The following is a 21,477-nucleotide window of genomic DNA, read 5'->3' as shown; positions in this document are numbered from 1 at the left end:
AAGCGAGGGCCCGGGATCCATAACCGCTACTGTCCATGAAATGGCCGTCAGCCTCTATGCAAGGCGTCTTTTCCTTGGAGCGGCGGTGTTCATGGATCCCGGACAACGGCTTCGCCGTTTCCGGGATGACACGGAGGTTCCCAAGCTATGATTCCATGAGAAGCGCCGGACGTCGCTTCAGCCTGCGGACCGAACCCGGCGCGGTTTCGGCGTGGCGGCGATTGGAAGCGCCTGATGTCTTCGCCTGATGTCTTGGCTCGATCTCTTGACTTGATCTCTGGGCCCCGAGGCCCTACGCCTCTCGACAATGCCGCGCGGCGGCTCTCTTTGCCAAGATCATAGATAAAGTCATGACTGAGACGTCCCCGGTGGCGCGCCGGCGCACCTTTGCCATCATCTCGCATCCGGACGCGGGCAAGACGACGCTCACGGAAAAGCTCTTGATGTTCGGCGGCGCCATCCAGATGGCGGGCGAGGTGCGCGCCAAGCGCAGCGGCACCCAGACGCGCTCGGACTGGATGGCCATCGAGCGCCAGCGCGGCATCTCGGTCGTCACCTCGGTGATGACCTTCGAATATGCCGACCGGGTCTTCAACCTGCTCGACACGCCCGGCCACGAGGACTTCTCGGAAGACACCTACCGCACGCTGAGCGCCGTCGATTCCGCGATCATGGTGATCGACGCGGCCAAGGGCATCGAGGCGCGCACCAAGAAGCTGTTTGAGGTCTGCCGCCTGCGCGACATCCCGATCATCACCTTCATCAACAAGATGGACCGTGAGACGCGCGACCCCTTCGAGCTTCTCGACGAGATCGAGCAGACGCTGGCCCTCGACACCGCACCCGTCACCTGGCCCGTCGGCTCCGGCCGCAGCTTCGCCGGCACCATCGACCTGCGTCACAAGCTGTTGCGGCGCATCGATGTCGAGGAAGAGCCGACGCCGGTCTCCGGCCCCGACGATCCGCTGATCGACACGCTGCTCCCCGCCCATGAGATCGACGCATGGCGCGAGGAGGCGGGGCTCGCGCTGGAGGCCTGCAAGCCGTTCGACCTCGACGCCTTCCGGGAAGGGCATCTCACGCCGGTGTTCTTCGGCAGCGCGCTCCGCAACTTCGGTGTGCGCGACCTGATCGACGCCATCGCCGAGATGGCGCCGGCCCCGCGCGACCAGGAGGCGGACCAGCGGACGGTCGCGGCGAGCGAGCCGCGCATGACGGGATTCGTCTTCAAGATCCAGGCGAATATGGACCCGAACCACCGCGATCGCATCGCCTTCATCCGCGTGTGCTCGGGCAAGCTGGCGCGCGGCATGAAGGCGAAGCTCGTCCGCACGGGCAAGCCGATCACCGTCTCCGCACCGCAGTTCTTCTTCGCCCGTGAACGCGGCATCGTCGACGAAGCCTTCGCCGGCGACGTGGTCGGGCTGCCGAACCACGGCACGCTCAGGATCGGCGATACGCTGACCGAGGGCGAGGACATCGTCTTCCGCGGCGTGCCGAGCTTCGCGCCGGAAATCCTGCGCCGTATCAAGCTCAACGATGCGATGAAGGCCAAGAAGCTGCGCGAGGCCCTGCAGCAGATGGCGGAGGAGGGGGTCGTGCAGCTCTTCCTGCCGCATGACGGCTCCGGCGCCATCGTCGGCGTGGTCGGTGCGCTCCAGCTCGACGTGCTGAAGGACCGGCTCCAGGCCGAATATGGTCTGCCGATCGACTATGAGCAGACGCGCTTCTCCATCTGCCGCTGGATCGAGGCGAAGGACAAGGTGGAGCATGAGCGTTTCCTCAACGCCCATGGCTCCTCGATTGCCAATGATCTCGACGGCGATCCGGTCTTCCTCGCCGCCAACGCCTTCTCGCTGAAATACGAGCAGGACCGCTGGAAGGACATCACCTTCACCGACGTGAAGGATTACCAGAAGAGCGCCAAGGCGGCGTGAGGCGACCGGGCCGGGCTATGCGCTCCTTCGGGTCTAGCGAGCAATTCCGCGTGTCATGCCCTCGGCGCGCAGAGCGAGGAGCGGTGGTGTCATTCCCGGCGCGGGCGTAAGCCCGCGGGAAGGGAATCCAAGAACACCGGCGGACATTGCGAAGAGCGACAGCGTTCATGGATCCTCTTCCCGGCGCTTCGCGCCGCCGAGGATGACACGGTGGTTCTCGCGCTCCGCGCGGGGAAATGACAACTCCGGTTTTCGCTCCGCGTCGTCCATGTCATCCAGACGGCAGCCTTGACCTTCCGGCGCCGGCACTCTTCACTGCCGCGCCAGGCATGAAGGAGTCGCGGACAATGCTGACGATCTGGGGACGGGCCAATTCCACCAATGTCAAGAAGGCCCTGTGGTGCGCGCGGGAGCTCGACCTCGCCTTCGAGCGCATCGATGCGGGCGGTGCCTTTGGCGTCGTCGATGATCCAGACTATCGCGCGATGAACCCGAACGGCCTCGTCCCGACCTTGAAGGACGGGGACCTCATCCTGTGGGAATCGCACACGATCGTGCGCTATCTCGCGGCGCGCTACGGCGACGGCACGCTTTATCCGGCCGATCCGGCCGGGCGCGCGTCCATGGAAAAATGGATGGACTGGACGCTGGGCGGACTGATCGAGCCGTTCCGTTGCGTCCTCTGGAATCTCGTGCGGCGCTCCCCTGCGGAGCGGGACAACGCGGAGCTTGAGCGCGGGCTCGCCGGCTGTGCCAAGCTGTTCACGATCCTCGACGCGGCTCTGGCCAAACAGCCCTATCTCTCGGGAGCGACCTTCGGTGTTGCCGATATCGCCCTTGGGCCGCATGCCTATGGCTGGCTTGGCGTGCCGATCGAGCGCCCGGAGCTGCCGCATCTCGCGGCCTGGTTCACGCGGCTGAACGAGCGGCCGGCCTTCCGCGAGATCGTGGCAATCCCCCTGACCTGACGCCCCTCACAGCAACCGGGTGCCGGCGAAATCGGCACCGGCGATTGCGCCACAGAGGTTCGCCCAACTGCAGCCCGCACAGGCGGCGCGCGATGTTCCGGCCTTGAAGGCTGCCCTCAGGCGGTCCCGTTCACTCCGGCTGATCGTCAGACGCGCGCCCGTGCAGACCGGGCGTTGCAGCACGGATGCGACGGCGCGCGCCGCCGCACTGTCGCGGGCCTCGATATGCGGGGCCCGGCAATGCGCATCGCCGGCCTCCGGGCCGCCCATGAGCGGCGCGCAGATGTCGTCGGGACCGGCGACAATGAGGATGTCTTCCGATCCGAGCCGCGCGATGAGCGCGTCGAAATGGGCGGTGAAGGCCGCGGAATAACCGCGGCCGGCATAGGTCAGCATGCACAGGAGATGGTGCGGGCGCAGCCGGACAGTCACCCCCGACGGGCCCTGACGAAATGGCCCCCGGCCGTGACGAGCGCCGCCGCCAGCGCCGATTTCAGCACCGCGCCGATGAGAAAGGGTGTCGCGCCGACGGCGATCGCCTTTTTGAGGCCCAGTATCCCCGCGAGCCATGCGGTGCCCAGCACCAGAGCGAAGAGATTGGCGGCGAGCATCGCCGCGAATGCCAACACCCAGTGGCGCGCCAGCCATCCGCGCTCGGCACAGACGCCAACGCCCGCGGCCATCAAGGGGAAGGCCAGGAGATAGCCGGCCGTCGGCCCCACGAACGGTGCGATGCCGCTTGCGCCGCCCGCCAGGACCGGCAGGCCGATCATGGCTTCCGCGAGCCAGGCGAGCACGGTGAGGGCGCCCATGCGCCAGCCGAAGATGGCGCCGACAAGGGTGACCGCAAATGTCTGCATGGTGACGGGTACGGGAACCATCGGCACCGCGATCTGCGATGAGATGGCGAGAAAAAGGGTGCCCAGCGCGACGGCCGCGAGCTGAACGGGACGCGAACGGCCTTGCAGCAACAGCGGCGACGGCGAGCCGGAAGCGGTCAAATCTGTCATGCGATCCTCCAGATTATAGATAAAATGATGATTCGATCTATGAATAAGTCCACAAAAGGTCGCCCCGCGCAAGCAGGTCGCGGCACTATGCGCGAGAAGGCGCTGCCTGACGCCGCGGCTGTAAAAATTATAGATAATTTGAATGGGCGGCATTCTCCTGACCGGGCGCACCGAAGAAGCCTAGGACCAATCGACATTCAGCGCTTTCAGCTGTCATGGCCGGGCTTGTCCCGGCCATCCCGATGTATCGAGGCGCCATTCCTGTCGGGATCACCGGGACAAGCCCGGTGATGACAATGTAACTCTTGCGGCAATTCTCGAATGTCGATTGAGCCTAGTGCCTGTGGGCAGGTGTCGGGGTGAAGCGACCGGGACCTCCGTCGTCATTCCGGGGCGGGCCGAAAGGCCCGAGCCCGGAATCCATGAACACCACCGCAGACTGATAGCGTACCGGTCCGACGCGTCTTTTTTGTCCGACGCCGTGTTCATGGATTCCGGGTTCTTCGCTGACACGAAGCCCCGGAATGACCGCGACCTTCGGCAAGGCCGGCGCGAATTTCGGATCCGGGATTCCGGCGTGTCAGCCGACCACGAAGGCCTTGCGCTTCTGGCCAGCCGGGCCGTCGATGGGGCGCTGGCCGATCCACCGCACGTGGCGCGCCAGCAATGCGCAGGCGGTATCGACATCGCCCTGGCGGAGGGCCGCGAGGATGGCCCGGTGGTCGTGGTCCGTGCGGGTTTCCCACTGCGTCTGCCAGCTTGCGAAAAGGAAGCGGGCGCTGGCCGCATGCAGGTCGTCGATCGCCGCCAGCAGGCGGGGCATGCCGCAGGGGGTCAGGATCAGCCGGTGGAAGCGCCGGTTGGCCTCTTCCCAGGAGCGGACGTCGCGGGAGAGATCCCCGGCCTTTGTCGCAGCCTCGGCCGCCTCGAGAATGGCCGCCGTCAGATGCGGCGCGGCATGGCGCAGGGCGAGGCCCTCCAGCGCGGCGCGCATCTCCGCGACCTCCTTGACCTCCTCCAGCGTGAAGGAGGCGACACGGACGCCGCGGCGTGGCTCGCTGATGGCAAGCCCCTGGGCTTCGAGCCGCCGGAAGGCCTCACGCACGGGCACATGGCTGGTGCCGAATTCCGCGGCGATGTGATCTTGCCGCAGACGTGCGCCAGGCTCGATGGTGCCGGAGACGATCCGGTCCGCGAGGATCCGGCTGATCCGCGTGGCGATGGTGTCGTCCGGTGCCTCAGACTTGGTTGCCACACTGCGCGCCACGGTCTTTTCCCCGCAAGGACGATGCGTCAGAAAACCGATGTCCTCATTTCTTCTCCAGCCCCACCGCGCGCCAGCCGATGTCGCCGCGGCAGAAGCCTTCCGGCCAGTCGATCGCAGCCACGGCCTCATAGGCCCGGCGCCGGGCGTCGGCGATCGACGGGCCAAGGCCCGTGACGTTCAGAACGCGACCGCCATTCGCCAGATAGCGCGGCCCGTCCTGCCGGGTGCCGGCGTGGAAGACGATGACGTTCTCGATGGCGTCGGCCGCTTCGATGCCGCCGATCTCGCTGCCGCGCGCGTAGGCGCCGGGATAGCCCTTCGTCGCCATCACCACGGTGAGCGCGGCATCGTCCCACCAGCGCACGTCGAAGCTGCCGAGTTCCTCGTCCACCGTGGCAAGGAGCGCGGCCACGAGGTCGGTCTTCATGCGCGGCATCAGCACCTGGCATTCCGGGTCGCCGAAGCGGGCGTTGTATTCGATCAGCTTGGGGCCATCCGCGGTCAGCATCAGTCCGGCATAGAGCACGCCCTTGTAAGGCGTCCCGCGTGCCTTCATCGCAGCGACGGTCGGGCGGATGATACGCTCCATCACCGCGGCTTCCAGCGCCGGCGTGAGGACCGGGGCCGGGGAATAGGCGCCCATGCCGCCCGTGTTGGGGCCCTCGTCGCCGTCGAAGGCGCGCTTGTGGTCCTGGGCCGAGGCCAGCGCCACCACATGGGTGCCGTCGGAGAGCGCGAAGAAGCTCGCCTCCTCGCCGACGAGGCATTCCTCGATGACGACTTCGGCGCCGGCCTCGCCGAGCCCGCCGGCGAACATCATGGCGAGCGCCTCGTTGGCCTCGGCCAGGCTCATGGCCACGACGACGCCCTTGCCGGCGGCGAGGCCGTCGGCCTTGATGACGATAGGCGCGCCGCGCACGGCGACATAGGCGCGGGCTGCGGCCTCGTCCGTGAACCGCGCGAAGGCGGCGGTCGGAATGCCGGCCTCGACGCAGAGCTCCTTGGTGAAGGCCTTGGACCCCTCGAGCTGGGCAGCGGCTTTGGTCGGCCCGAACGCCTTGATGCCGGCGGCGGTCAGATCATCGACCAGCCCGGCGACGAGCGGCGCCTCGGGCCCCACGACGACGAGGTCGATGGCATGGTCGCGGCAGAAGGCGATGACCGCCGCGTGATCCGTCGTATCGAGAGCGACATTCTCGCCGCATTGGGCCGTGCCGGGATTGCCGGGCGCGGTGAACAGCGTATCGCACAGGGGGCTCGCCGAGATCTTCCATGCGAGGGCGTGCTCGCGCCCGCCGGAGCCGATGAGGAGTATGTTCATCCCAAGGATCTCTTCGATGATCGTGTGCCAGAGCCGGTGCGATGGCGGGCCGGTCTTCGCCGTGCCGCATGCCGATCCTCGCGGTCTAACCCGTCAGGGCGGCAGCGACAAGGCTGAGACCGCCGTCATCAGGCCGATACGGCCTCAGGTTCACATTTCCGTTGCGGGACTGGCAAGGGCGATGCAACCCTTGCAACCCGAAAGGGTGAATGGCGATGGATGGCCGAATCATTACGCTGGCCCAGCAGAAGGGCGGTTCCGGCAAAACGACGCTGGCGGCCCATCTGGCCGTCGCCTTTGCCCGGCTTGGTCATGGCGTCGCCATCCTCGATGTCGACCCGCAGGGCAGCCTCGGCCAGTGGTTCGAGCGCCGCGAGGCACATTTCGGGCCCGAAACCATCGACATCAGCTTCGGGACCGCCAGTGGCTGGGGCGCCAGGCGCGAGGCCCACGGTCTCGCCCGCAACCATGACATCGTCATCGTCGATACGCCGCCGAAGTCCGACACCGAGTCACGCTCGGCGATCGAGGCGGCGAACCTGGTGGTCGTGCCCGTGCAGCCCACCCAGATCGATCTCTGGGCGACCGATCCTACCTTGCAGAACATCGCCCGCGAGGGCACGCCCTCGCTCATCGTCCTCAACCGGGTCGTGCAGCGCGCCGGCCTCACGGGTGAGATGATCGAGGCGATCCAGGCGCTCGGCAGGGATACGGCGGCGACCAGCCTCGGCAACCGGGTGGCCTTTGCCGCGAGTATTGGCCGCGGTCTCAGCGTGCAGGAGACCGAACCCTCCGGCAAAGGGGCGCAGGAAATCACCGCGTTGACTGATGAAATCCAGCGGAGGCTGAACGCTGGCTGATCAGGCGGGCGCGCGTGGGATGAGGATGAGCAGCGTGGTGCGCCTGATCATGACGCGTGCCGCTGTGACCGAGAGTTACAGGAGGGGACCGGACAGGCGCAGCACATTCTCGATGAAACGCTCCAGGAAAGGCCGCGCGGACCAGCTGCCCCGGGCGAGCAGCACGGAATCCGAAATGTAGGTTTCCTGCAGACGGCGCAATGTCCTCGCGAAATCTTGATCATAGACGAACAGCGCGACTTCATAGTTGAGCCACAGGCTGCGCATGTCGAGATTGACCGTGCCGAACATGGCGAGCGCGCCGTCTGCGGTAATCGACTTGGTGTGCAGCAGTCCGCCTCTGTAAAGATAGACATTCACGCCCATCTCGAGGAGTTCGTCGTAGTAGGATCGGCTGGCGTATCGGCTCAGCAGAGAGTCGACCTTCTCGGGCAGGATGAGCGAAACCTTGACGCCGCGGCCGGAGGCTGCGCGCAGGGCGCGTAGCAGCGACTCGTCGGGCACGAAATAAGGCGTGGTCAGGACGAGTTCGGAGGTGGCGGCGCTCACAAGCGCGATCAGCATCAACAGGAGCCCGTCGCCCGTTTCGCCGGGGCCGGAGGCAACGACCTGCATCGCGGCCCCGGGCCCTTGGCTCTCCGGCGTCGGCGCGTCATCGCCGGCGGTGCCGGCCAGCGCATCGGCCGTTGTCGCCGGGGTGAGGACCATCTGCGGCCGCGGTGTGAGAATAAGAGGTTTCTCGCCGGTCTCGAGGGACCAGTCACCGATCATCACCGCGGCGAGCGAGGTGACGACGCCACCCTCGAGGCGGACCATGGCATCGACCCATTCGCCGACGCCCGCGTCCTGTTTGAAGAAGGCGGGATCGACCAGATTCATGCTGCCTGTCCAGGCAATAGCCTGGTCGACAACGACGACCTTGCGGTGAAGCCTGAGATCCGTGCGGCCGACGGCGCTGCGCAGGAGGCCGACGGGCAGTGCCTCGCGCAGTTCGACGCCGGCGTCCCGCAGCCGCTTGGGCTGGTCAGTCTTCCACCAGGGCCGCGCACCCAGCGCATCGATGAGGACGCGGCAGCTCACGCCCCGTTCTGCCGCGCGAATGAGCGCTGCCAGCACCTCGTCCGCCTTCCCGCCGGCGTTCCAGATGTAGAACTCCATCAGGATGCTGGTTTTCGCGCCGTCGATATCCCGGGCGATCCTGTGGAGGATCTCATCGGTGCCGGAGAGGAGTTCGAAGGCATTGTCCCGCGTGAGGCTGCTGCCGGCGGTGACGAGGCCGAGATGGTGGATGCCGTTGGCGCTCGGCGAGAGGTCCGACCAGTCGATCTCCGGCGCGATTTCGCCGTCGGTCTGGTCCGCGTCGCTCTCATAGACCTGGCGCAGGTGCTGGAAACCGCGTGAACGGCGGCCGCTGATGCGGCGATTGCCGATGAGGAAATAAAGAAGAGGGCCAACGAAGGGCAGGAGCGCGATCAGGATCAGCCAGGCAAGCGCCACGCCCGTGGCCGGCCGCTTCATGATCACGTGGATGGAAATCCCGGCGATGACCGCGCCGTGCGTCAGCCAAATGAGATTGGCAGGATCAAGGAAGGTCAAATCGCGGACGTCCTATCTCAGCACCTCTTCGTGCAGCGAATTTGACATGTGAGGCCCGCCTGACAGGAGGCTCCGGAATGTCGGGGTCGCACCACGAGGAGATCGTTCTTCAGCTTATCCATACGTGAAGATCGCGGGCAGGGCAGTCGCAAAATGGGGCTTCTCCCACAAGCGTGGGGATCAACGGGGCTTGACCGCCGTCACATGCAGCCAATCCGTCGGCTTCATGTCGTAACCGCCGCCCTTTTCGGCGTCGATATCCACGCTTATCCAGGGGAGGGGCGCGAACAGATCCCGCAACCAGTCTTCTGAGGGGTAATTGTAGTATCTGTCGAATTGATCGCGGCCGTCAGCCGTTCCGGCCTTGAAACTGGCGTAGAGCACGCCGCCTTTGTTCAAGGCCGCATGTATTTTTGCGAGAATGGGCGGCAGGTCCGCTCTCGGGACATGCAGCAGGCAGGCATTCGCCCAGATCCCGTCACAGGTGCCTTCCTCGTCCAGATCGCCGAACAACAAGGTGGCGACCGGAATGCCGAGGCGCCGCTCCGCCGCCCGGGCGATCTCCGGGGTGCCATCGGTGGGGCGCACATTGAATCCCTTTGCGATCATGAATTCGCTGTCCTGGCCAGCACCACATCCCAGTTCGAGGATCGTCGCGCCGGCCGGCAGCAGCGACAGGAACGCGTCGAGGCGTCGGCGGTTCGCTTCCGCGCCCCGCGAAGTATAGGCAGCCGCCTCGTTCGCGTAGAAACTCAGCGTCGTCTTGTCTTGTGCCATGATCGCTGTCCGCTTTCCTTTCGCAGGTGCGTATCGCTGTCCCGTCTAGGGGGCGCTCCGGCAAAGAGTGCCATGCCCCGCGCTTGCCGAACAAGCCATCCGCAGCGGTGGCGCCTGTCGGAGGCTGTTCGTCGCATCGCTTGCGGGCATTACCGCCTTGTGCGGGCCGGCCCGTTCCATGCGGTGAAAAATCTTGATGAACAGATCGTTAAAGCGATCCCCTGGCGCTGGGCTGCCATGCCGAATTGTAATAACCCAAAAGCCGCGGAGCATGCATGATAGGGCGTCCAGGAAACGTCCAGAGGTGAGCGGCGCAAGCCGTCTCCAGCGATTGCCGTGATACTGTCAACGCATGCGCGCGGAATGCTCTATGCCGTGCTCGCCAATCTCGTGTTCGCCGGCTGCGACACGGTCGTAAAGCTTCTATCGACGCGGCATCCGGTCTTTCAGATCATCACGATGCAGGCCTGCGTGGCATCCGTCGTCGTGCTTCTGATCTTCATGCGCGGCGGCTATATCGCCAAGCGGAGCGGGCTTGTTCATGATCGGCATGTCCGTAATCCAAAGCTTCTGGCCTTGCGTGGACTTCTCGCCGGGATCGGATCGACAGCAGGCCTCTATGCCTTTTCCCTGCTCCCACTTGCCGATGTCTATGCGATCACTTTCGCCTCGCCCCTTTTGGTGACGATGGCATCTGTGATCATCTTGCGGGAGGAAGTGGGTATCCGGCGCTGGGCGGCTGTCATCGCGGGCCTCGTCGGCATCCTCATCATGGTCCGGCCAGGCTATGCGGTTGTCTCGATGGGGCATATTGCAGCCTTCGTCAGCATCTTCGTGTCGACGGCGGTCGTGCTGATCATGCGCTCGATCGGCGCCACCGAAAGCCGCAACATGATGGTGGGGGCCGTGCTGGCCGGTCAGCTCATGGCTGGCATCCCCGGCACCTTCCTGTGGTTCTCGCCGCCGTCGGCCTTCGACGTGGGGCTCGTGATCCTCGGCGGGCTCCTCAATGTGTCGGCGCAGTTCCTTTTCCTCGAATCGCTGCGGCTGGCGCCGGCCTCCAGCGTCGCACCGATGCAATACACCAAGCTGGTCTGGGCCTTGATCGTCGGCGCGCTGCTGTTCGGGGATCTGCCGACGGTCCACATGCTGCTCGGTGCCGCGATCGTCATCGGCTCCGTGCTCTACATGTTCCATCGTGAGCGCAAGCGTGGGGTTGCGCCAAGCGTCGCTTAAGCACCAAGCGTCGCCTAAGCGCCAAGTGTCGCTTAACTGCCAAGTGTTGCCTGAGTCGGATCGCGCCGCCTGAAGCGGGCCTTTCCGCTTGATCGCCTCTCGGCAGGCAGTATCGTGCCGCCATGAGCGATGGCGTGACGGGTCAGAATTTCGCGGGCGAAGGTTTTGTGACGAACCTCCAGGAATGGACGGTGTCGGGCCTGTCCGGCGCCCTGAAGCGGACGCTGGAGGATGCCTTCGGCCATGTCCGGCTCAAGGGCGAGGTCTCCGGCTATCGCGGTCCGCATTCCTCCGGCCATTGTTATTTCGCCTTGAAGGACGAGAGCGCCAAGCTCGAGGCCGTCATCTGGAAGGGCGTCTTCAGCCGGCTCAAGATCAAGCCGCAGGAAGGCCTCGAAGTGGTCGTCACCGGCCGCATCACGACCTTCCCCGGTTCCTCGAAATACCAGATCATCATCGAGACCATCGAGCCGGCCGGCGTCGGCGCGTTGATGGCGATTCTCGAGGAACGGCGCCGCAAGCTTGCCGCCGAGGGCCTGTTCGACGAAGCGCGCAAGCAGCTCCTGCCCTTCCTGCCGACCGTCATCGGCGTCGTCACCTCGCCGACAGGCGCCGTCATCCGCGACATCCTCCACCGGCTGGAGGATCGTTTCCCGAGCCATGTGCTCGTCTGGCCGGTCCGCGTGCAGGGCGAAACGAGCGCGGCGGAGGTGACGGCCGCCATTCGCGGCTTCAACGCGCTTCCCGGCGCCGGCGCCATCCCGCGGCCCGACGTCATCATCGTCGCGCGGGGCGGCGGCTCGCTGGAGGACCTGTGGTCGTTCAACGACGAGGCGGTCGTGCGTGCCGCCGCCGACAGCGACATTCCACTCGTCTCGGCGGTGGGCCATGAGACCGACTGGACGCTGATCGACTACGCGGCCGACCTGCGCTGCCCCACGCCGACCGGGGCGGCCGAGAAGGTGGTGCCCGTGCGGCGGGACCTCGCCTTGCGGCTCGCCGATCTCGGCCGCCGGCACGGGGAGGCGATGGCGCGGCTGGGGGAGCGCCGGCGGACCGGTCTGCGCAGCCTGGTGCGGGCTTTGCGGCGGCCGGAGGATCTCGTCGCCGCGCCGCGTCAGCGGCTCGATCTCGTCGCCGGCAAGCTCGCCCATGGCCTCGCCATCAACGCCCGCCGCCATGAAATCGCGCTCAGTGCGCTTTCCCGGCGCCTCGCGCGGCTGTCGCCCCACCTCCAGCTCGAGCAGTCGCGGGCGCGGCTGGCGCGGGCGGGGCAGCAGCTCGACCGCTGCTTCGCGGCCAACAGCCACCGCTATGCGCGGGACTTCATGCGCGTGGCCGGTCGGCTTTCGCCCCACAGCTTGCGGCTCAGGGTGGCTCGCGGCCGCGAACGGCTGGTTCTTGCGGGCGACCGTCTTGGCCACATGGCCCCCGAGATCGTTGCGCGACGCGGCAGCGCGCTCGAGCGCGTCTGGAAGCTGATCGAAAGTCTCGGCCATAAGGGTGTGCTGGCCCGAGGCTACGCGCTGGTGCTGGATGAGGGGCGTCAGCCTATCCGCAGCGCGGGCGCGGTATCGGTGGGGATGCCGCTGACAATCATGCTGTCGGATGGCGATGTCGACGCCGTTGCCGTCGGCGGCGCTGGAGGCGGCAAGGTGTCAGGCGAAAAGGCGGCTGGTGGACAAGGGTCTGGCGGCAGGGGCGTGTCGCGCAAGGCGGGTGAGGCGGTCAAGACCGCGCCGAGTAACCAGAGCAGTCTGTTCGACATCTGAGCACGCGACAGAGACAGCAAGGGTGTAACCATGAACCGGCATGACTATCGCGCTGACCGCAACGGCGAGGCGAGCCTGCAATATCTCGATGCCGATTTTCGCGTGCTCAAGCCCGGCAGCTATGTCGTGTGCGCCGTCACGGGCCAGCGCATCCCGCTCGACAAGCTCCGCTACTGGAGCGTTGACCGGCAGGAAGCCTATGCCTCGCCCGAAGCCGTGCTCGAGCGCTACAAGACTCTGCCGCGGGTTTAGGCGGGATCCTTCGAACCGTTCTTTGTCTTGCGCAGCGAGCCCATGAGAAAGGCAGCAAGGCCTGTCGCGTCGTCGGGCCGGAAGCGCACCGGCAGAATGAGGAGACCGGGCAAACGATGGATATCGTCGCCCAGGCGTGCGGCGTCCTTTTCCGTGGTGACGAGCTGGGCATCGAGCGCCGCGGCGCGCGCCGCCAGCGCTTGCAGATCCGCGGGCCGGTAGGGGCGGTGATCGCCGAACGGCGCTTCGCCCACCACCTCGGCGCCGATGTGCCGCAGCGTCGCGAAGAATTTCTCGGGACGTCCGATGCCGGCGAAGGCCAGGACCCGCGTGCCACGCAAACCGGCAGCGATCTCGGTGTCCGGTATGAGGTCGCCGGTAAAGATTGGGCGATGCCCGGCAATGTTAGGGATGGCCGCATGGGCTGGGCCCTGGCCCACGGCGATGAACGCGTCGATATGGGGCAACTGGGCGGTCAGCGGGGCCCGCAGCGGCCCAGCCGGCACGCAGAGCCCGTTGCCGAAGCCCGCCGCGCCATCGACAACGGCGAAGGTGACGGACTTGGCGAGCGACGGGTTCTGCAGCCCGTCATCCATCACGATGACCGAAGCGCCTTCGGCCTTGGCGAGGCGGGCGCCCGCCGGCCGGTCACGGGACACGACCACGGGCACGTGGCGGGCGATGATCAGCGGCTCGTCGCCGACGTCAGCGGCCTCATGCGCATCGGGCACAACGACGACCGGCCCGGCGAGATGGCCGCCATAGCCGCGGCTCAGCACATGCGGCGTTTCCTGATGGGCGCGCAGCAGATCCGCGACGGCGATGGCGACAGGGGTCTTGCCCGCGCCGCCCGCCGTCAGGTTGCCGATGCAGACCACGGGGCACGGGGGGTGCGCACCCGGACGCCCCATGCGATGCGCCGTGATCGCACCATAAATGAAGCCGATCGGCTGCAGCAGGCGGGCAAGGAGCGAGGGACGCGGGCGCCACCAGAAGGCCGGCGTACGCATCAGGCGGCTGCCACCCTGCGGGAGCGGGACGGTGCAACCGCGGCCGTCATACCCGCGCTTCCAGGTGCATCTGCAGGATATAGGGCTCGATCGCGTCCATCGTTCGCTCGACGGCGCCGCCGAGTTCCTCGACCGTAGCGGCCGCCGCCCGCGCCATCGAGCGTGTGCGCGCCGCGTCCGAGAACAGCAAGGCCAAAGCCCGCGCCAGGCTTTCTTCGTCCGAGATCGGCATGGCGCCATCGCGACGGTCGATCGCCGCATAGACATCAGCGAAATTGTGGACATAGGGGCCGTGCAGGATCGCCGTGCCGAGCTTGGCGGGCTCGATGGGGTTCTGCCCGCCGAGCGGCACCAGCGAGCGGCCGATGAAGGCGACGGTCGCCAGGCGATAGAAAAGGCCGAGCTCGCCCACCGTATCGGCGACATAGATGTCCGTATGCCGGTCGGGCAGGAGGCCGTGCGAGCGCTGGGCAACTGTCAGCCCGGCGCGCCGGACGATCTCCGCGACGGCGTCGCCCCGTTCGGGATGGCGCGGCGCGATCACGGTCAGGAGGTCGGGCTTGTAGGCCAGCAGCATGCGATGCGCCGCGGCGACCATCTCCTCCTCGCCGCTGTGGGTGCTGGCAGCGACCCAGACGGGCCGGTCGCCGATCAGACCTGTCAGGGTTGCGAGCGAAGACGCGTCCGCCGGCGGCGCCGGCACGTCGAATTTGAGATTGCCGGCGATGTTGACGCGCGGCGCGCCCAGCGTCGCCAGACGTTCGGCGTCGGCCTTCGACTGCGCCAGGCACAGGTCGAAACTCTGCAGGAGATGGCGGGCGCTCCTGGGAAAGCGCCGCCAGCGGCGCAGCGCACGCTCCGACAGCCGGGCATTGACGAGAATAAGCGGGATGCCGCGATCATGGATCTCGCTGATCATGTTCGGCCACAGTTCCGATTCCGCGACAAGGACGAGATCCGGTTCCCAGTGGTTGAGGAAACGCCTGATATACCGCGGCACGTCGAGCGGCATGAACTGATGCAACGCGCGCGGTGGCAAGCGCCGGGTGATCATCTTGGCCGAGGTGACCGTCCCGGAGGTGACCAGCACGGTAAAGCCGCGGCGGGTGAGCCGTTCCATGACCGGCAGGAGCGAGACGATCTCGCCGATGCTGGCGCCATGGACCCAGGCGATGCGCCCTTCAGGCCGTGGCCGCCCGGGAAAGCCACGTCGTTCGGCGAGGCGTGTCGGATCTTCCTTGCCACGCCGTTGGCGCAGCCGCAGGACGAGCGCTGCCACCGGTTCGAGAGTGGCCATGATTGTCCCGTAAAGCCGAAGCAAAAAGCTGTCGTGCTTGCTCATGCCAGGCGGCTCCAGGGACGTGCTATCCGGTCTCTCACGTGATCTTCATCCACGATACAATTGTCAAAATATGGCCAAAAGAAATGGGCGAAGCGCTTCAAAAATCGAGCGGCGGTGCCTTTGCCAGAATGCCGACAGGGCGGGGGCAGGCAGTGGCCAACAGGAAGCCTCTCCATGCAGTTCAAGTGTTCCTCATCCGAAATACGTTCGCACCCTCGATCCATTCTGTGACGAATTTCAAATCCACCACACCCCTCACGCTGACCGTTCAACGGTCTCGCCGTGCGGTGGACCTCAATTTCCTATCATTGTTCCGGCACTGACGCTTGGAAACTTCAGATCAGCGAACGATCCTTGAAACCATCACGTGTGGCTGCGGTCCGGCTGCCACAATCCGTTCGACGTCTGGTTCGGGGATCACGCGAATTCCGGATTGAGCGCACCAATTTCGTTTTGCAAGCCCAGAAATGCGCCAATCGACAACACGTGAACACGCCGCACTCAATAGCGACGAAAGCATCAGGCGGCATGGCTTTTGGCGTCAGACGCCATGGAAGGAGCGCCGGGGTCCGCTGCGCCGATGCGGCCATAGGCGCGCGCATGCACCGCGTTCAGCTCCTGTTCGATCCTGAGCCGGCAAGCTTCCAGCGTCTCGGGATCGGCATCGCGCGGGACCGCGATCGGCTGCCCCACGACGATCGCGCCACGTCCGAACGGCAGCCCGATCGACGCCCGGTCCCAGCTGTGAAAATCGAGGCGCCGGCTGGTGACCACGGCCACAGGCACGACAGGCCGTCCGGACAGGCGGCTGAGCATCACGATCCCTTCGCCGCAGACCCGCGAGACCTTCGGGATGTCGGCCGTCAGCACGACCATCTCGCCGCCCGCCAAAGTCTTGATGAGGCCGCGCATGGCCGCGGCGCCACCCTTCTCGCGGACTTTCGTGCCGCGCGCGCCGGAGCCGCGGATGGCGCGAATGCCGAGGCGGGCCAGCGCGATGGCATTGAACTCGCCGTCGCCATGCCGCGAAACGAGAGCGGCGGCCGGATCCTGCGGCCGTTTGGCAAAGGGGATCATGAAATGCTGCCCATGCCACATGGCGACGATCACCGGGAGCGGCCCGATGCGGGCATAGGCGGCGTCGGCGCTGCCGTCGCCGTCCCAGACGAATGTGTTGGTGCGCTGGACAAGCCGAAGATAGCCCGCAAGCAGGCGCCCGAGCAGGGACTGCACCGGGCGTGATCGCATCAGTCGCTTGAGGGGCTTGGCCATTGCTTGCGCCGAATTCCTGCGATCAGACCGCGTCCGGCGTCAGGAGCCGATGCAGGTGGACGATGAAATAGCGCATATGGGCATTGTCGACCGTCGATTGCGCCTTGGCCTTCCAGGCGGCGTGAGCGCTCTTGTAGTTCGGATAGATGCCGACGATGTCGAGTTTCGACAGATCACGAAAGTCGTATCCGTCCAGATGCTCCAGTTCGCCGCCGAAGACGAGGTGGAGAAGTTGCTTGCTCGTGTTTTCGCTCATCGTCTCGCTCCACGTGAGGTGCTCGGGCTCAGGCTTTGTGCCCCGGCCGACGGGGTGCTGCAATGGCCGCCAAAGCTTGCGCGTGCAGCTCAGGTGCTGCTGCAACGAGTATGCCATGAGTTGGCCGGGGTTTGTTGTAGACGGGATGGCTGCCATCCGCTTCGGTCAATATGGCACCGGCTTCGGACAGAACAATGTCGGACGCGGCGATGTCCCAATCGTGGGCGTGGGCCGAGGCGATACCGAGATCAAGGCTGCCGTCGGCAACAAAGGTGAGGCGAAGCGCGAGCGAAGGCACCTTGGGCTGCGGCTGCGTGCCGGGGACATGCCTGGCGATGATGTCCAGCTCCGGTTTCGGGCCAGCGATGCGACGGCCTTCGCGCGCGCTCCGCTGCGCCGCATGCATGGGCCGGCCGTTGTGAAGGGCGCCGTGGCCACGGACCGCGTCATAGCTCGCACCCATGGCTGGCGCATGGACGATGCCGGCGATAGGCCGGGCATCCACCATCAAGGCGATGGCCACGGCCCAGCGCGGGTCGCCCGCCGCAAAGGCCCGCGTCCCATCGATGGGGTCGACCACCCACATGATCCGCTGGCCAAGCCGGACGGGGTCGTCGGTCGTTTCTTCGGAGAGCCAGCCGGCCTCCGGCAGGGCCGCCGACAGGCGTTGCCGCAGCAGGCTGTCGACGGCGATGTCGGCCTCCGTGACCGGCGAGCCGCCCGACTTCGCCCAGGTGCGCGCCGTCGTCACCAGGCCCTCGCGGAAATGCGCCAGCGCTATCAGGCCGGCCTCCTCGGCGGTCTCACGCAGGAAGGCTCGCAATGGGATGGGCTTGTCCAGGGAAAGCGGCATTGGTCCCGAGGGTTGGATGAGAAATCCAAGTGCATGCGCCTTCTACGCCCGCGCCCGCGCCTGGGCAACAGTTCCGGGTGCAACGGTACAAAACAGCGCGCGGCCCCCGCTGCCGTCAATGCCGCGACATCGGGCGCGCCGACGATCACCACCCCTGTCAGCACGATACGAGCGCATTTTCGAGCGAAGTGGACACCGGTTCGCGTGAAGACAATGCGTAGAAACAAGGACCTGGAGCATATCCGGTGAACCGGAGTTCACCGGATATGCTCCAGTATGTATTGCCGAACTATGAAGCAGCCCCCGGCAAGCTTTCGTTGAGCATCATGGGACGTTTTGCGGAGATACGCTATCTTAACCCAACACTTTAACCCGATCCGCCTCTTTTGCCGGCATGCTGACCTCGTCGATGCGAGAGCTTCGTTCAAGAAAGCCAGAGCTCGTCAAGCAGAAGGTGTCAGATCATGCCAGGCGTCCCACCCCATCGGGAAGGCCGATCCGGCGACAAGGGCTCAATTGAGCCTGGAGCCGGCAAGGTCACGTTCCCGAAGTCGAAGCCCGCGAAGTCCAAGCCCGCGAAGTTGAAGCCCGCGGCGACATCATGGCGGCGCGGGGCCTCAGGCAAGGCGCGCGGCGCACGTCCGGATGCGCCGTGGCCCTACGGCCTCGTCTTCCAGCCGCTCGCCGATGATGCGGAAGACCGTTTCGCTCTCATCGTCGTCGATGGCAGCCGGCAGGACATCGTCGGCCTCTATGACGCGGCCGATATCGTGGCCCAATGGCAGGCGCAGGCCAAGGCGACGGGACTGCCCCTCCTTCTGCCCTGCGGCGGTGCCCGGGGCGACGGTTATGAGCGGCTTTATGAGAATGTCGGCGCGGTCCGCCTCGGGGCCATCATCGCCAGCCGTCACCAGGCGGTGCTCGCCCGGCGGCGGCCCCGGTTTCTCGTGCGCCGCAAGACGACGCGCATGCCGGAGCGCCCGATCGTCTGGCGCTGACCCCCGTCAGAGATGGCGCAGGATGGCGTCGAGGGTCAGGCCTGCGAACAAGAGAAGACCCGCGTCGCGGTTCGATTGGAAGAGCATGAGTGCGCCCGCCTCGTCGCCGCGGCGGATCCGCCAGATCTGCCAGCCGAGATGTGCCGTGAAAGCCGCGAGCCCGACATAGGCGAGGGCGCCTGCATGCGCCAGGACGATCGCCGCAAGCGCGAGCAGGACAGCGAGCGCAAAGCAGAGGCCGATACCGAGCCGGGCATGCGCGCCGAACAGCCGCGCGGAGGATTTGATGCCGGCGATCGGGTCATCCTCGATATCCTGAAGCGCATAGATGGTGTCGTATCCCACCGTCCAGGCGATGGCGGCGCCGTAGATGAAGAAGGCCGGCGGATCGAGCCGTCCGGCAAGCGCCGCCCAGCCCATCAGGCCGCCCCATGCGAAGGCGAGGCCGAGCACGAGCTGCGGCATCGATGTCACCCGCTTCATGAACGGATAGATCGCAACGATGACGAGCGATGCGACCCCGACCATGATGGCGAAGCCGTTGAACTGCAGGAGAACGGCAAGCCCGACCAGGCATAAGGCGATGAGAAGCACCAGCGCCTGCCGTGGCGTGACCTGCCCCGACGGGAGCGGGCGGTGGCGCGTGCGGGCCACCTTCGCATCGAGATCCCGGTCGACGATGTCGTTATAGGTGCTCCCGGCGCCGCGCATGGCGATTGCACCGATCATGAACAGCGCAAGTTGCCACAGATCCGGCCCCGCGCGACCAAGGGCGCCGGCGGCCAGCGCCGCGGACCACCAGCAGGGCAGGAGAAGCAGCCACCAGCCGATGGGCCGGTCCATGCGCGCCAGACGCAGATAGGGTCGCCAGGCCTGCGGGGCGTATCGATCGACCCAATTGCCGCGGGGAGCATCAGGCAGGGGGCGGTCGATACTGTCGATCATGGGGCGATCATGTCTCGGCGGGCGCTTTCGGAGAGGCGCCAGATGGAAAGCGCAGCAGGACCGAGTGGGCCGGTCCTGCTGTCCCGACGCTCTGAAGGCGTTTTAAAGCGCGCCCTGCGGGATCTTCATGGGACCGCTCAGGACGTCACCGCCGGGTGCGACGTTGAAGGGCGAGTTCGACTGCTGCTGCTGCTGGGCGCGCTTCTGCATGGTCGCCTGCTGGGCTGCCGCATTGCAGGCCTGACCACGGAATTTCGTGACCCGCGAGTTGTCGGCCTTGAAGCCGTCCACGAAAGCGTCCGGGATCTGGCACCAGTCCTTGTTGGTGTCGACCCATTTCAGCGTGCTCGAACCGTTGCTGGCGAGATTCGTCAACAGCGAGCAGGCCGATTTGGCATCCGGCTTCTTGCCAAGCTTGTTCAGCCGCTCGACGAGCGCCTTGCGCTGATCAAGAAAGGTCTTGATCTGCTCACAGCCCGACGCCTGCGCTGCAGCGGGAGAAACCGCAGGGCCCGTGAACGGCGCAAGCGCCAGCCCGGCGAAAAGAGCCAGGCGACAGACCTGCAGACCATCCAACCGTTTCATCAACTAACCCTCGTTTGCCGCAATTAACGATAAGTTTAATTCGCATTGGCGGATATTGCCACCCCGCAGGTCCATCTCTGCGGGGGAGATTGACCCTCGGGACCCGTGCGCCCGCTGCGATACCGCATCGCAACATCTGTCGCGGGCGCGAACAGGTCCGCCTCTATCCGTCTATGGACAAAGCAGCCGGCAAAGGCAAATCGCTGATACGCCTTTATCTGTTCTTTTGTCGCGGCACCACAGGTGCTGCACGATTGTGGCCGTTTTCGTGCGGAACCGGGATGGCGGCGCGCCGATCAAAAAAACGCGGCTGGCGGCTTTACGCCCCTTACAATGTGGTGATGACTGCCCCAAGAGGGCGATCTCGAACCCCATTCCAGCCGAATCACTTGTTCCAGACGCTCCACCAGCATGACGAAAGACATGAACAGCACTGCCCCCGCAACCTCACACCGCTCGTCCCGAGCGCCGCGCCTCTTCCTCGACGCGGAGCTCGCAGCGGGCGCGGTGGTGGAACTCGACAAGGCGCAGGCGAACTATCTCGGCAATGTGCTGCGCTTGAAGGCCGGGCAACCCGTCCTCGTCTTCAACGGCCGCGACGGAGAATGGCGCGCGGATGTCGAGGCGTCCGGACGCAAGGCGCTGGCCCTTGCCATCCGTGATCAGACCCGGGTGCAGACCGAACTCGGGCGGATCCACTATCTCTTCGCACCGCTCAAACAGGCGCGGCTCGACTATGTCGTGCAGAAGGCCGTGGAGATGGGCGCCGCGAGCCTGACGCCGGTCATCACGCAGCATACCCAGGTCACGCGGCTCAACCAGGATCGCCTCGTCGCCAATGTGATCGAGGCGGCCGAGCAATGCGGCATCCTATCCGTGCCAGCGGTGAGGCGTGAGGCCCGCCTTGCGGAAGCGGTGGCGGGGCTGCCCCCGGCTTGCCGGCTCATCTTTTGCGACGAGGAAGCGCCAGAGCCTAATCCCATCGCGGCACTCGCCGGACTTGACGCGGCGTGCGAGGTGGCGGTTCTGATCGGGCCGGAAGGTGGGTTCGACGAGGCCGAGCGACGTTTCCTCACGGCCTATCCGGGCGTGCTGAGGTTGGCACTCGGGCCGCGCATCCTGCGTGCCGATACGGCAGCCGTCGCGGCGCTGGCGCTTGTCCAGAGCGTTATCGGCGATTGGCGGGAGCGGGCGCCGCGCGCCGGATAGGACGGCCTGGC

Annotated in this window: 21 protein-coding genes; 8 read left to right on the top strand and 13 right to left on the bottom strand. The window is 66.0% G+C overall.

Features of this window, described 5'->3' with window-relative positions; translation table 11 throughout:
* Positions 1-350: 350 nt before the first annotated feature.
* Both C7450_RS20345 and C7450_RS20340 read left to right on the top strand, forming a co-directional pair.
* Positions 351-1,937 carry a peptide chain release factor 3 gene (locus tag C7450_RS20345; protein WP_110376267.1) on the top strand — a complete coding sequence of 529 codons (1,587 nt, stop codon included), beginning with the start codon at positions 351-353 and terminating at the stop codon, positions 1,935-1,937.
* A 347-nt stretch (positions 1,938-2,284) separates the two neighbouring features.
* The gene (locus tag C7450_RS20340; protein WP_110376266.1) at positions 2,285-2,905 is read left to right on the top strand and encodes a glutathione S-transferase family protein; all 621 of its coding nucleotides are present in this window, start codon (positions 2,285-2,287) and stop codon (positions 2,903-2,905) included.
* Positions 2,906-2,911: 6 nt separating this feature from the next.
* Here the strand turns inward: C7450_RS20340 and C7450_RS20335 are convergent, their stop codons facing one another.
* From C7450_RS20335 to purD, 4 genes are all read right to left on the bottom strand, one after another.
* Positions 2,912-3,337 (bottom strand): DUF1284 domain-containing protein, encoded by a 426-nt coding sequence (locus C7450_RS20335; RefSeq protein WP_110376265.1) that lies wholly within the window; start codon positions 3,335-3,337, stop codon positions 2,912-2,914.
* Positions 3,334-3,915, bottom strand: a complete 582-nt coding sequence (locus tag C7450_RS20330; protein ID WP_110376385.1) for a biotin transporter BioY — start codon at positions 3,913-3,915, stop codon at positions 3,334-3,336. The genes C7450_RS20335 and C7450_RS20330 overlap by 4 nt, the downstream gene beginning before the upstream one ends.
* A gap of 580 nt (positions 3,916-4,495) precedes the next feature.
* The gene (locus C7450_RS20325) at positions 4,496-5,182 is read right to left on the bottom strand and encodes a GntR family transcriptional regulator (RefSeq protein ID WP_245449978.1); all 687 of its coding nucleotides are present in this window, start codon (positions 5,180-5,182) and stop codon (positions 4,496-4,498) included.
* A 43-nt stretch (positions 5,183-5,225) separates the two neighbouring features.
* On the bottom strand, positions 5,226-6,503 hold the full coding sequence (gene purD, locus C7450_RS20320) for a phosphoribosylamine--glycine ligase (protein WP_110376263.1): 1,278 nt from the start codon (positions 6,501-6,503) through the stop codon (positions 5,226-5,228).
* Between the two features lie 215 nt (positions 6,504-6,718).
* On the opposite strand from purD, the gene parA reads away from it, so the two are divergent.
* Positions 6,719-7,363: a ParA family partition ATPase gene (gene parA, locus C7450_RS20315; protein ID WP_110376384.1), complete on the top strand. Its 645-nt coding sequence runs from the start codon at positions 6,719-6,721 to the stop codon at positions 7,361-7,363.
* A 75-nt stretch (positions 7,364-7,438) separates the two neighbouring features.
* Here the strand turns inward: parA and cls are convergent, their stop codons facing one another.
* Both cls and C7450_RS20305 read right to left on the bottom strand, forming a co-directional pair.
* On the bottom strand, positions 7,439-8,959 hold the full coding sequence (cls, locus tag C7450_RS20310) for a cardiolipin synthase (RefSeq protein WP_110376262.1): 1,521 nt from the start codon (positions 8,957-8,959) through the stop codon (positions 7,439-7,441).
* Between the two features lie 180 nt (positions 8,960-9,139).
* Entirely contained in the window at positions 9,140-9,739 is a 600-nt protein-coding gene (locus tag C7450_RS20305; protein ID WP_110376261.1) for a class I SAM-dependent methyltransferase, read from the bottom strand.
* 333 nt (positions 9,740-10,072) lie between these two features.
* Here C7450_RS20305 and C7450_RS20300 point away from each other — a divergent pair, with 333 nt between their 5' ends.
* The 3 genes from C7450_RS20300 (at position 10,073) to C7450_RS20290 (ending at position 12,996) form a co-directional block, all read left to right on the top strand.
* Complete coding sequence (locus C7450_RS20300) at positions 10,073-10,972, top strand: DMT family transporter (protein ID WP_146227419.1); 900 nt, start codon at positions 10,073-10,075, stop codon at positions 10,970-10,972.
* Between the two features lie 134 nt (positions 10,973-11,106).
* On the top strand, positions 11,107-12,744 hold the full coding sequence (gene xseA / locus C7450_RS20295) for an exodeoxyribonuclease VII large subunit (RefSeq protein ID WP_245449976.1): 1,638 nt from the start codon (positions 11,107-11,109) through the stop codon (positions 12,742-12,744).
* Positions 12,745-12,774: 30 nt separating this feature from the next.
* On the top strand, positions 12,775-12,996 hold the full coding sequence (locus tag C7450_RS20290; protein WP_110376258.1) for a DUF2093 domain-containing protein: 222 nt from the start codon (positions 12,775-12,777) through the stop codon (positions 12,994-12,996).
* On the opposite strand, the gene lpxK is transcribed toward C7450_RS20290, so the two are convergent.
* The 5 genes from lpxK to C7450_RS20265 all read right to left on the bottom strand — a co-directional run bounded on the left by lpxK (position 12,993) and on the right by C7450_RS20265 (position 17,729).
* Complete coding sequence (lpxK, locus tag C7450_RS20285; RefSeq protein WP_110376257.1) at positions 12,993-14,006, bottom strand: tetraacyldisaccharide 4'-kinase; 1,014 nt, start codon at positions 14,004-14,006, stop codon at positions 12,993-12,995. The two genes, C7450_RS20290 and lpxK, sit on opposite strands and share 4 nt — an antisense overlap.
* Before the next feature lie 46 nt (positions 14,007-14,052).
* Positions 14,053-15,303 (bottom strand): 3-deoxy-D-manno-octulosonic acid transferase, encoded by a 1,251-nt coding sequence (locus C7450_RS20280; RefSeq protein WP_245449974.1) that lies wholly within the window; start codon positions 15,301-15,303, stop codon positions 14,053-14,055.
* A gap of 564 nt (positions 15,304-15,867) precedes the next feature.
* The gene (locus C7450_RS20275; RefSeq protein WP_245449972.1) at positions 15,868-16,596 is read right to left on the bottom strand and encodes a lysophospholipid acyltransferase family protein; all 729 of its coding nucleotides are present in this window, start codon (positions 16,594-16,596) and stop codon (positions 15,868-15,870) included.
* A 46-nt stretch (positions 16,597-16,642) separates the two neighbouring features.
* A complete protein-coding gene (locus C7450_RS20270) occupies positions 16,643-16,876 on the bottom strand; it encodes a DUF4170 domain-containing protein (RefSeq protein WP_110376254.1) in 234 nt (77 codons plus the stop codon).
* 28 nt (positions 16,877-16,904) lie between these two features.
* Positions 16,905-17,729 (bottom strand): 3'(2'),5'-bisphosphate nucleotidase CysQ, encoded by an 825-nt coding sequence (locus C7450_RS20265; RefSeq protein WP_110376253.1) that lies wholly within the window; start codon positions 17,727-17,729, stop codon positions 16,905-16,907.
* A 464-nt stretch (positions 17,730-18,193) separates the two neighbouring features.
* Here C7450_RS20265 and C7450_RS20260 point away from each other — a divergent pair, with 464 nt between their 5' ends.
* Positions 18,194-18,727 (top strand): DUF6101 family protein, encoded by a 534-nt coding sequence (locus C7450_RS20260; RefSeq protein ID WP_110376252.1) that lies wholly within the window; start codon positions 18,194-18,196, stop codon positions 18,725-18,727.
* A gap of 6 nt (positions 18,728-18,733) precedes the next feature.
* Here C7450_RS20260 and ubiA read toward each other — a convergent pair whose 3' ends face one another.
* The gene (gene ubiA / locus C7450_RS20255; RefSeq protein WP_110376251.1) at positions 18,734-19,672 is read right to left on the bottom strand and encodes a 4-hydroxybenzoate octaprenyltransferase; all 939 of its coding nucleotides are present in this window, start codon (positions 19,670-19,672) and stop codon (positions 18,734-18,736) included.
* 102 nt (positions 19,673-19,774) lie between these two features.
* Complete coding sequence (locus tag C7450_RS20250) at positions 19,775-20,257, bottom strand: hypothetical protein (RefSeq protein WP_146227416.1); 483 nt, start codon at positions 20,255-20,257, stop codon at positions 19,775-19,777.
* 423 nt (positions 20,258-20,680) lie between these two features.
* On the opposite strand from C7450_RS20250, the gene C7450_RS20245 reads away from it, so the two are divergent.
* Positions 20,681-21,466: a 16S rRNA (uracil(1498)-N(3))-methyltransferase gene (locus C7450_RS20245; RefSeq protein WP_110376249.1), complete on the top strand. Its 786-nt coding sequence runs from the start codon at positions 20,681-20,683 to the stop codon at positions 21,464-21,466.
* The last annotated feature ends 11 nt before the right edge of the window (positions 21,467-21,477 follow it).

It is taken from the genome of Chelatococcus asaccharovorans, assembly GCF_003201475.1.
GTDB classification, from domain to species: Bacteria; Pseudomonadota; Alphaproteobacteria; order Rhizobiales; family Beijerinckiaceae; genus Chelatococcus; species Chelatococcus asaccharovorans.
The sequence above is the reverse complement of the archived record's forward strand: the minus strand, read 5'-3'. Positions and strand labels throughout refer to the sequence as shown.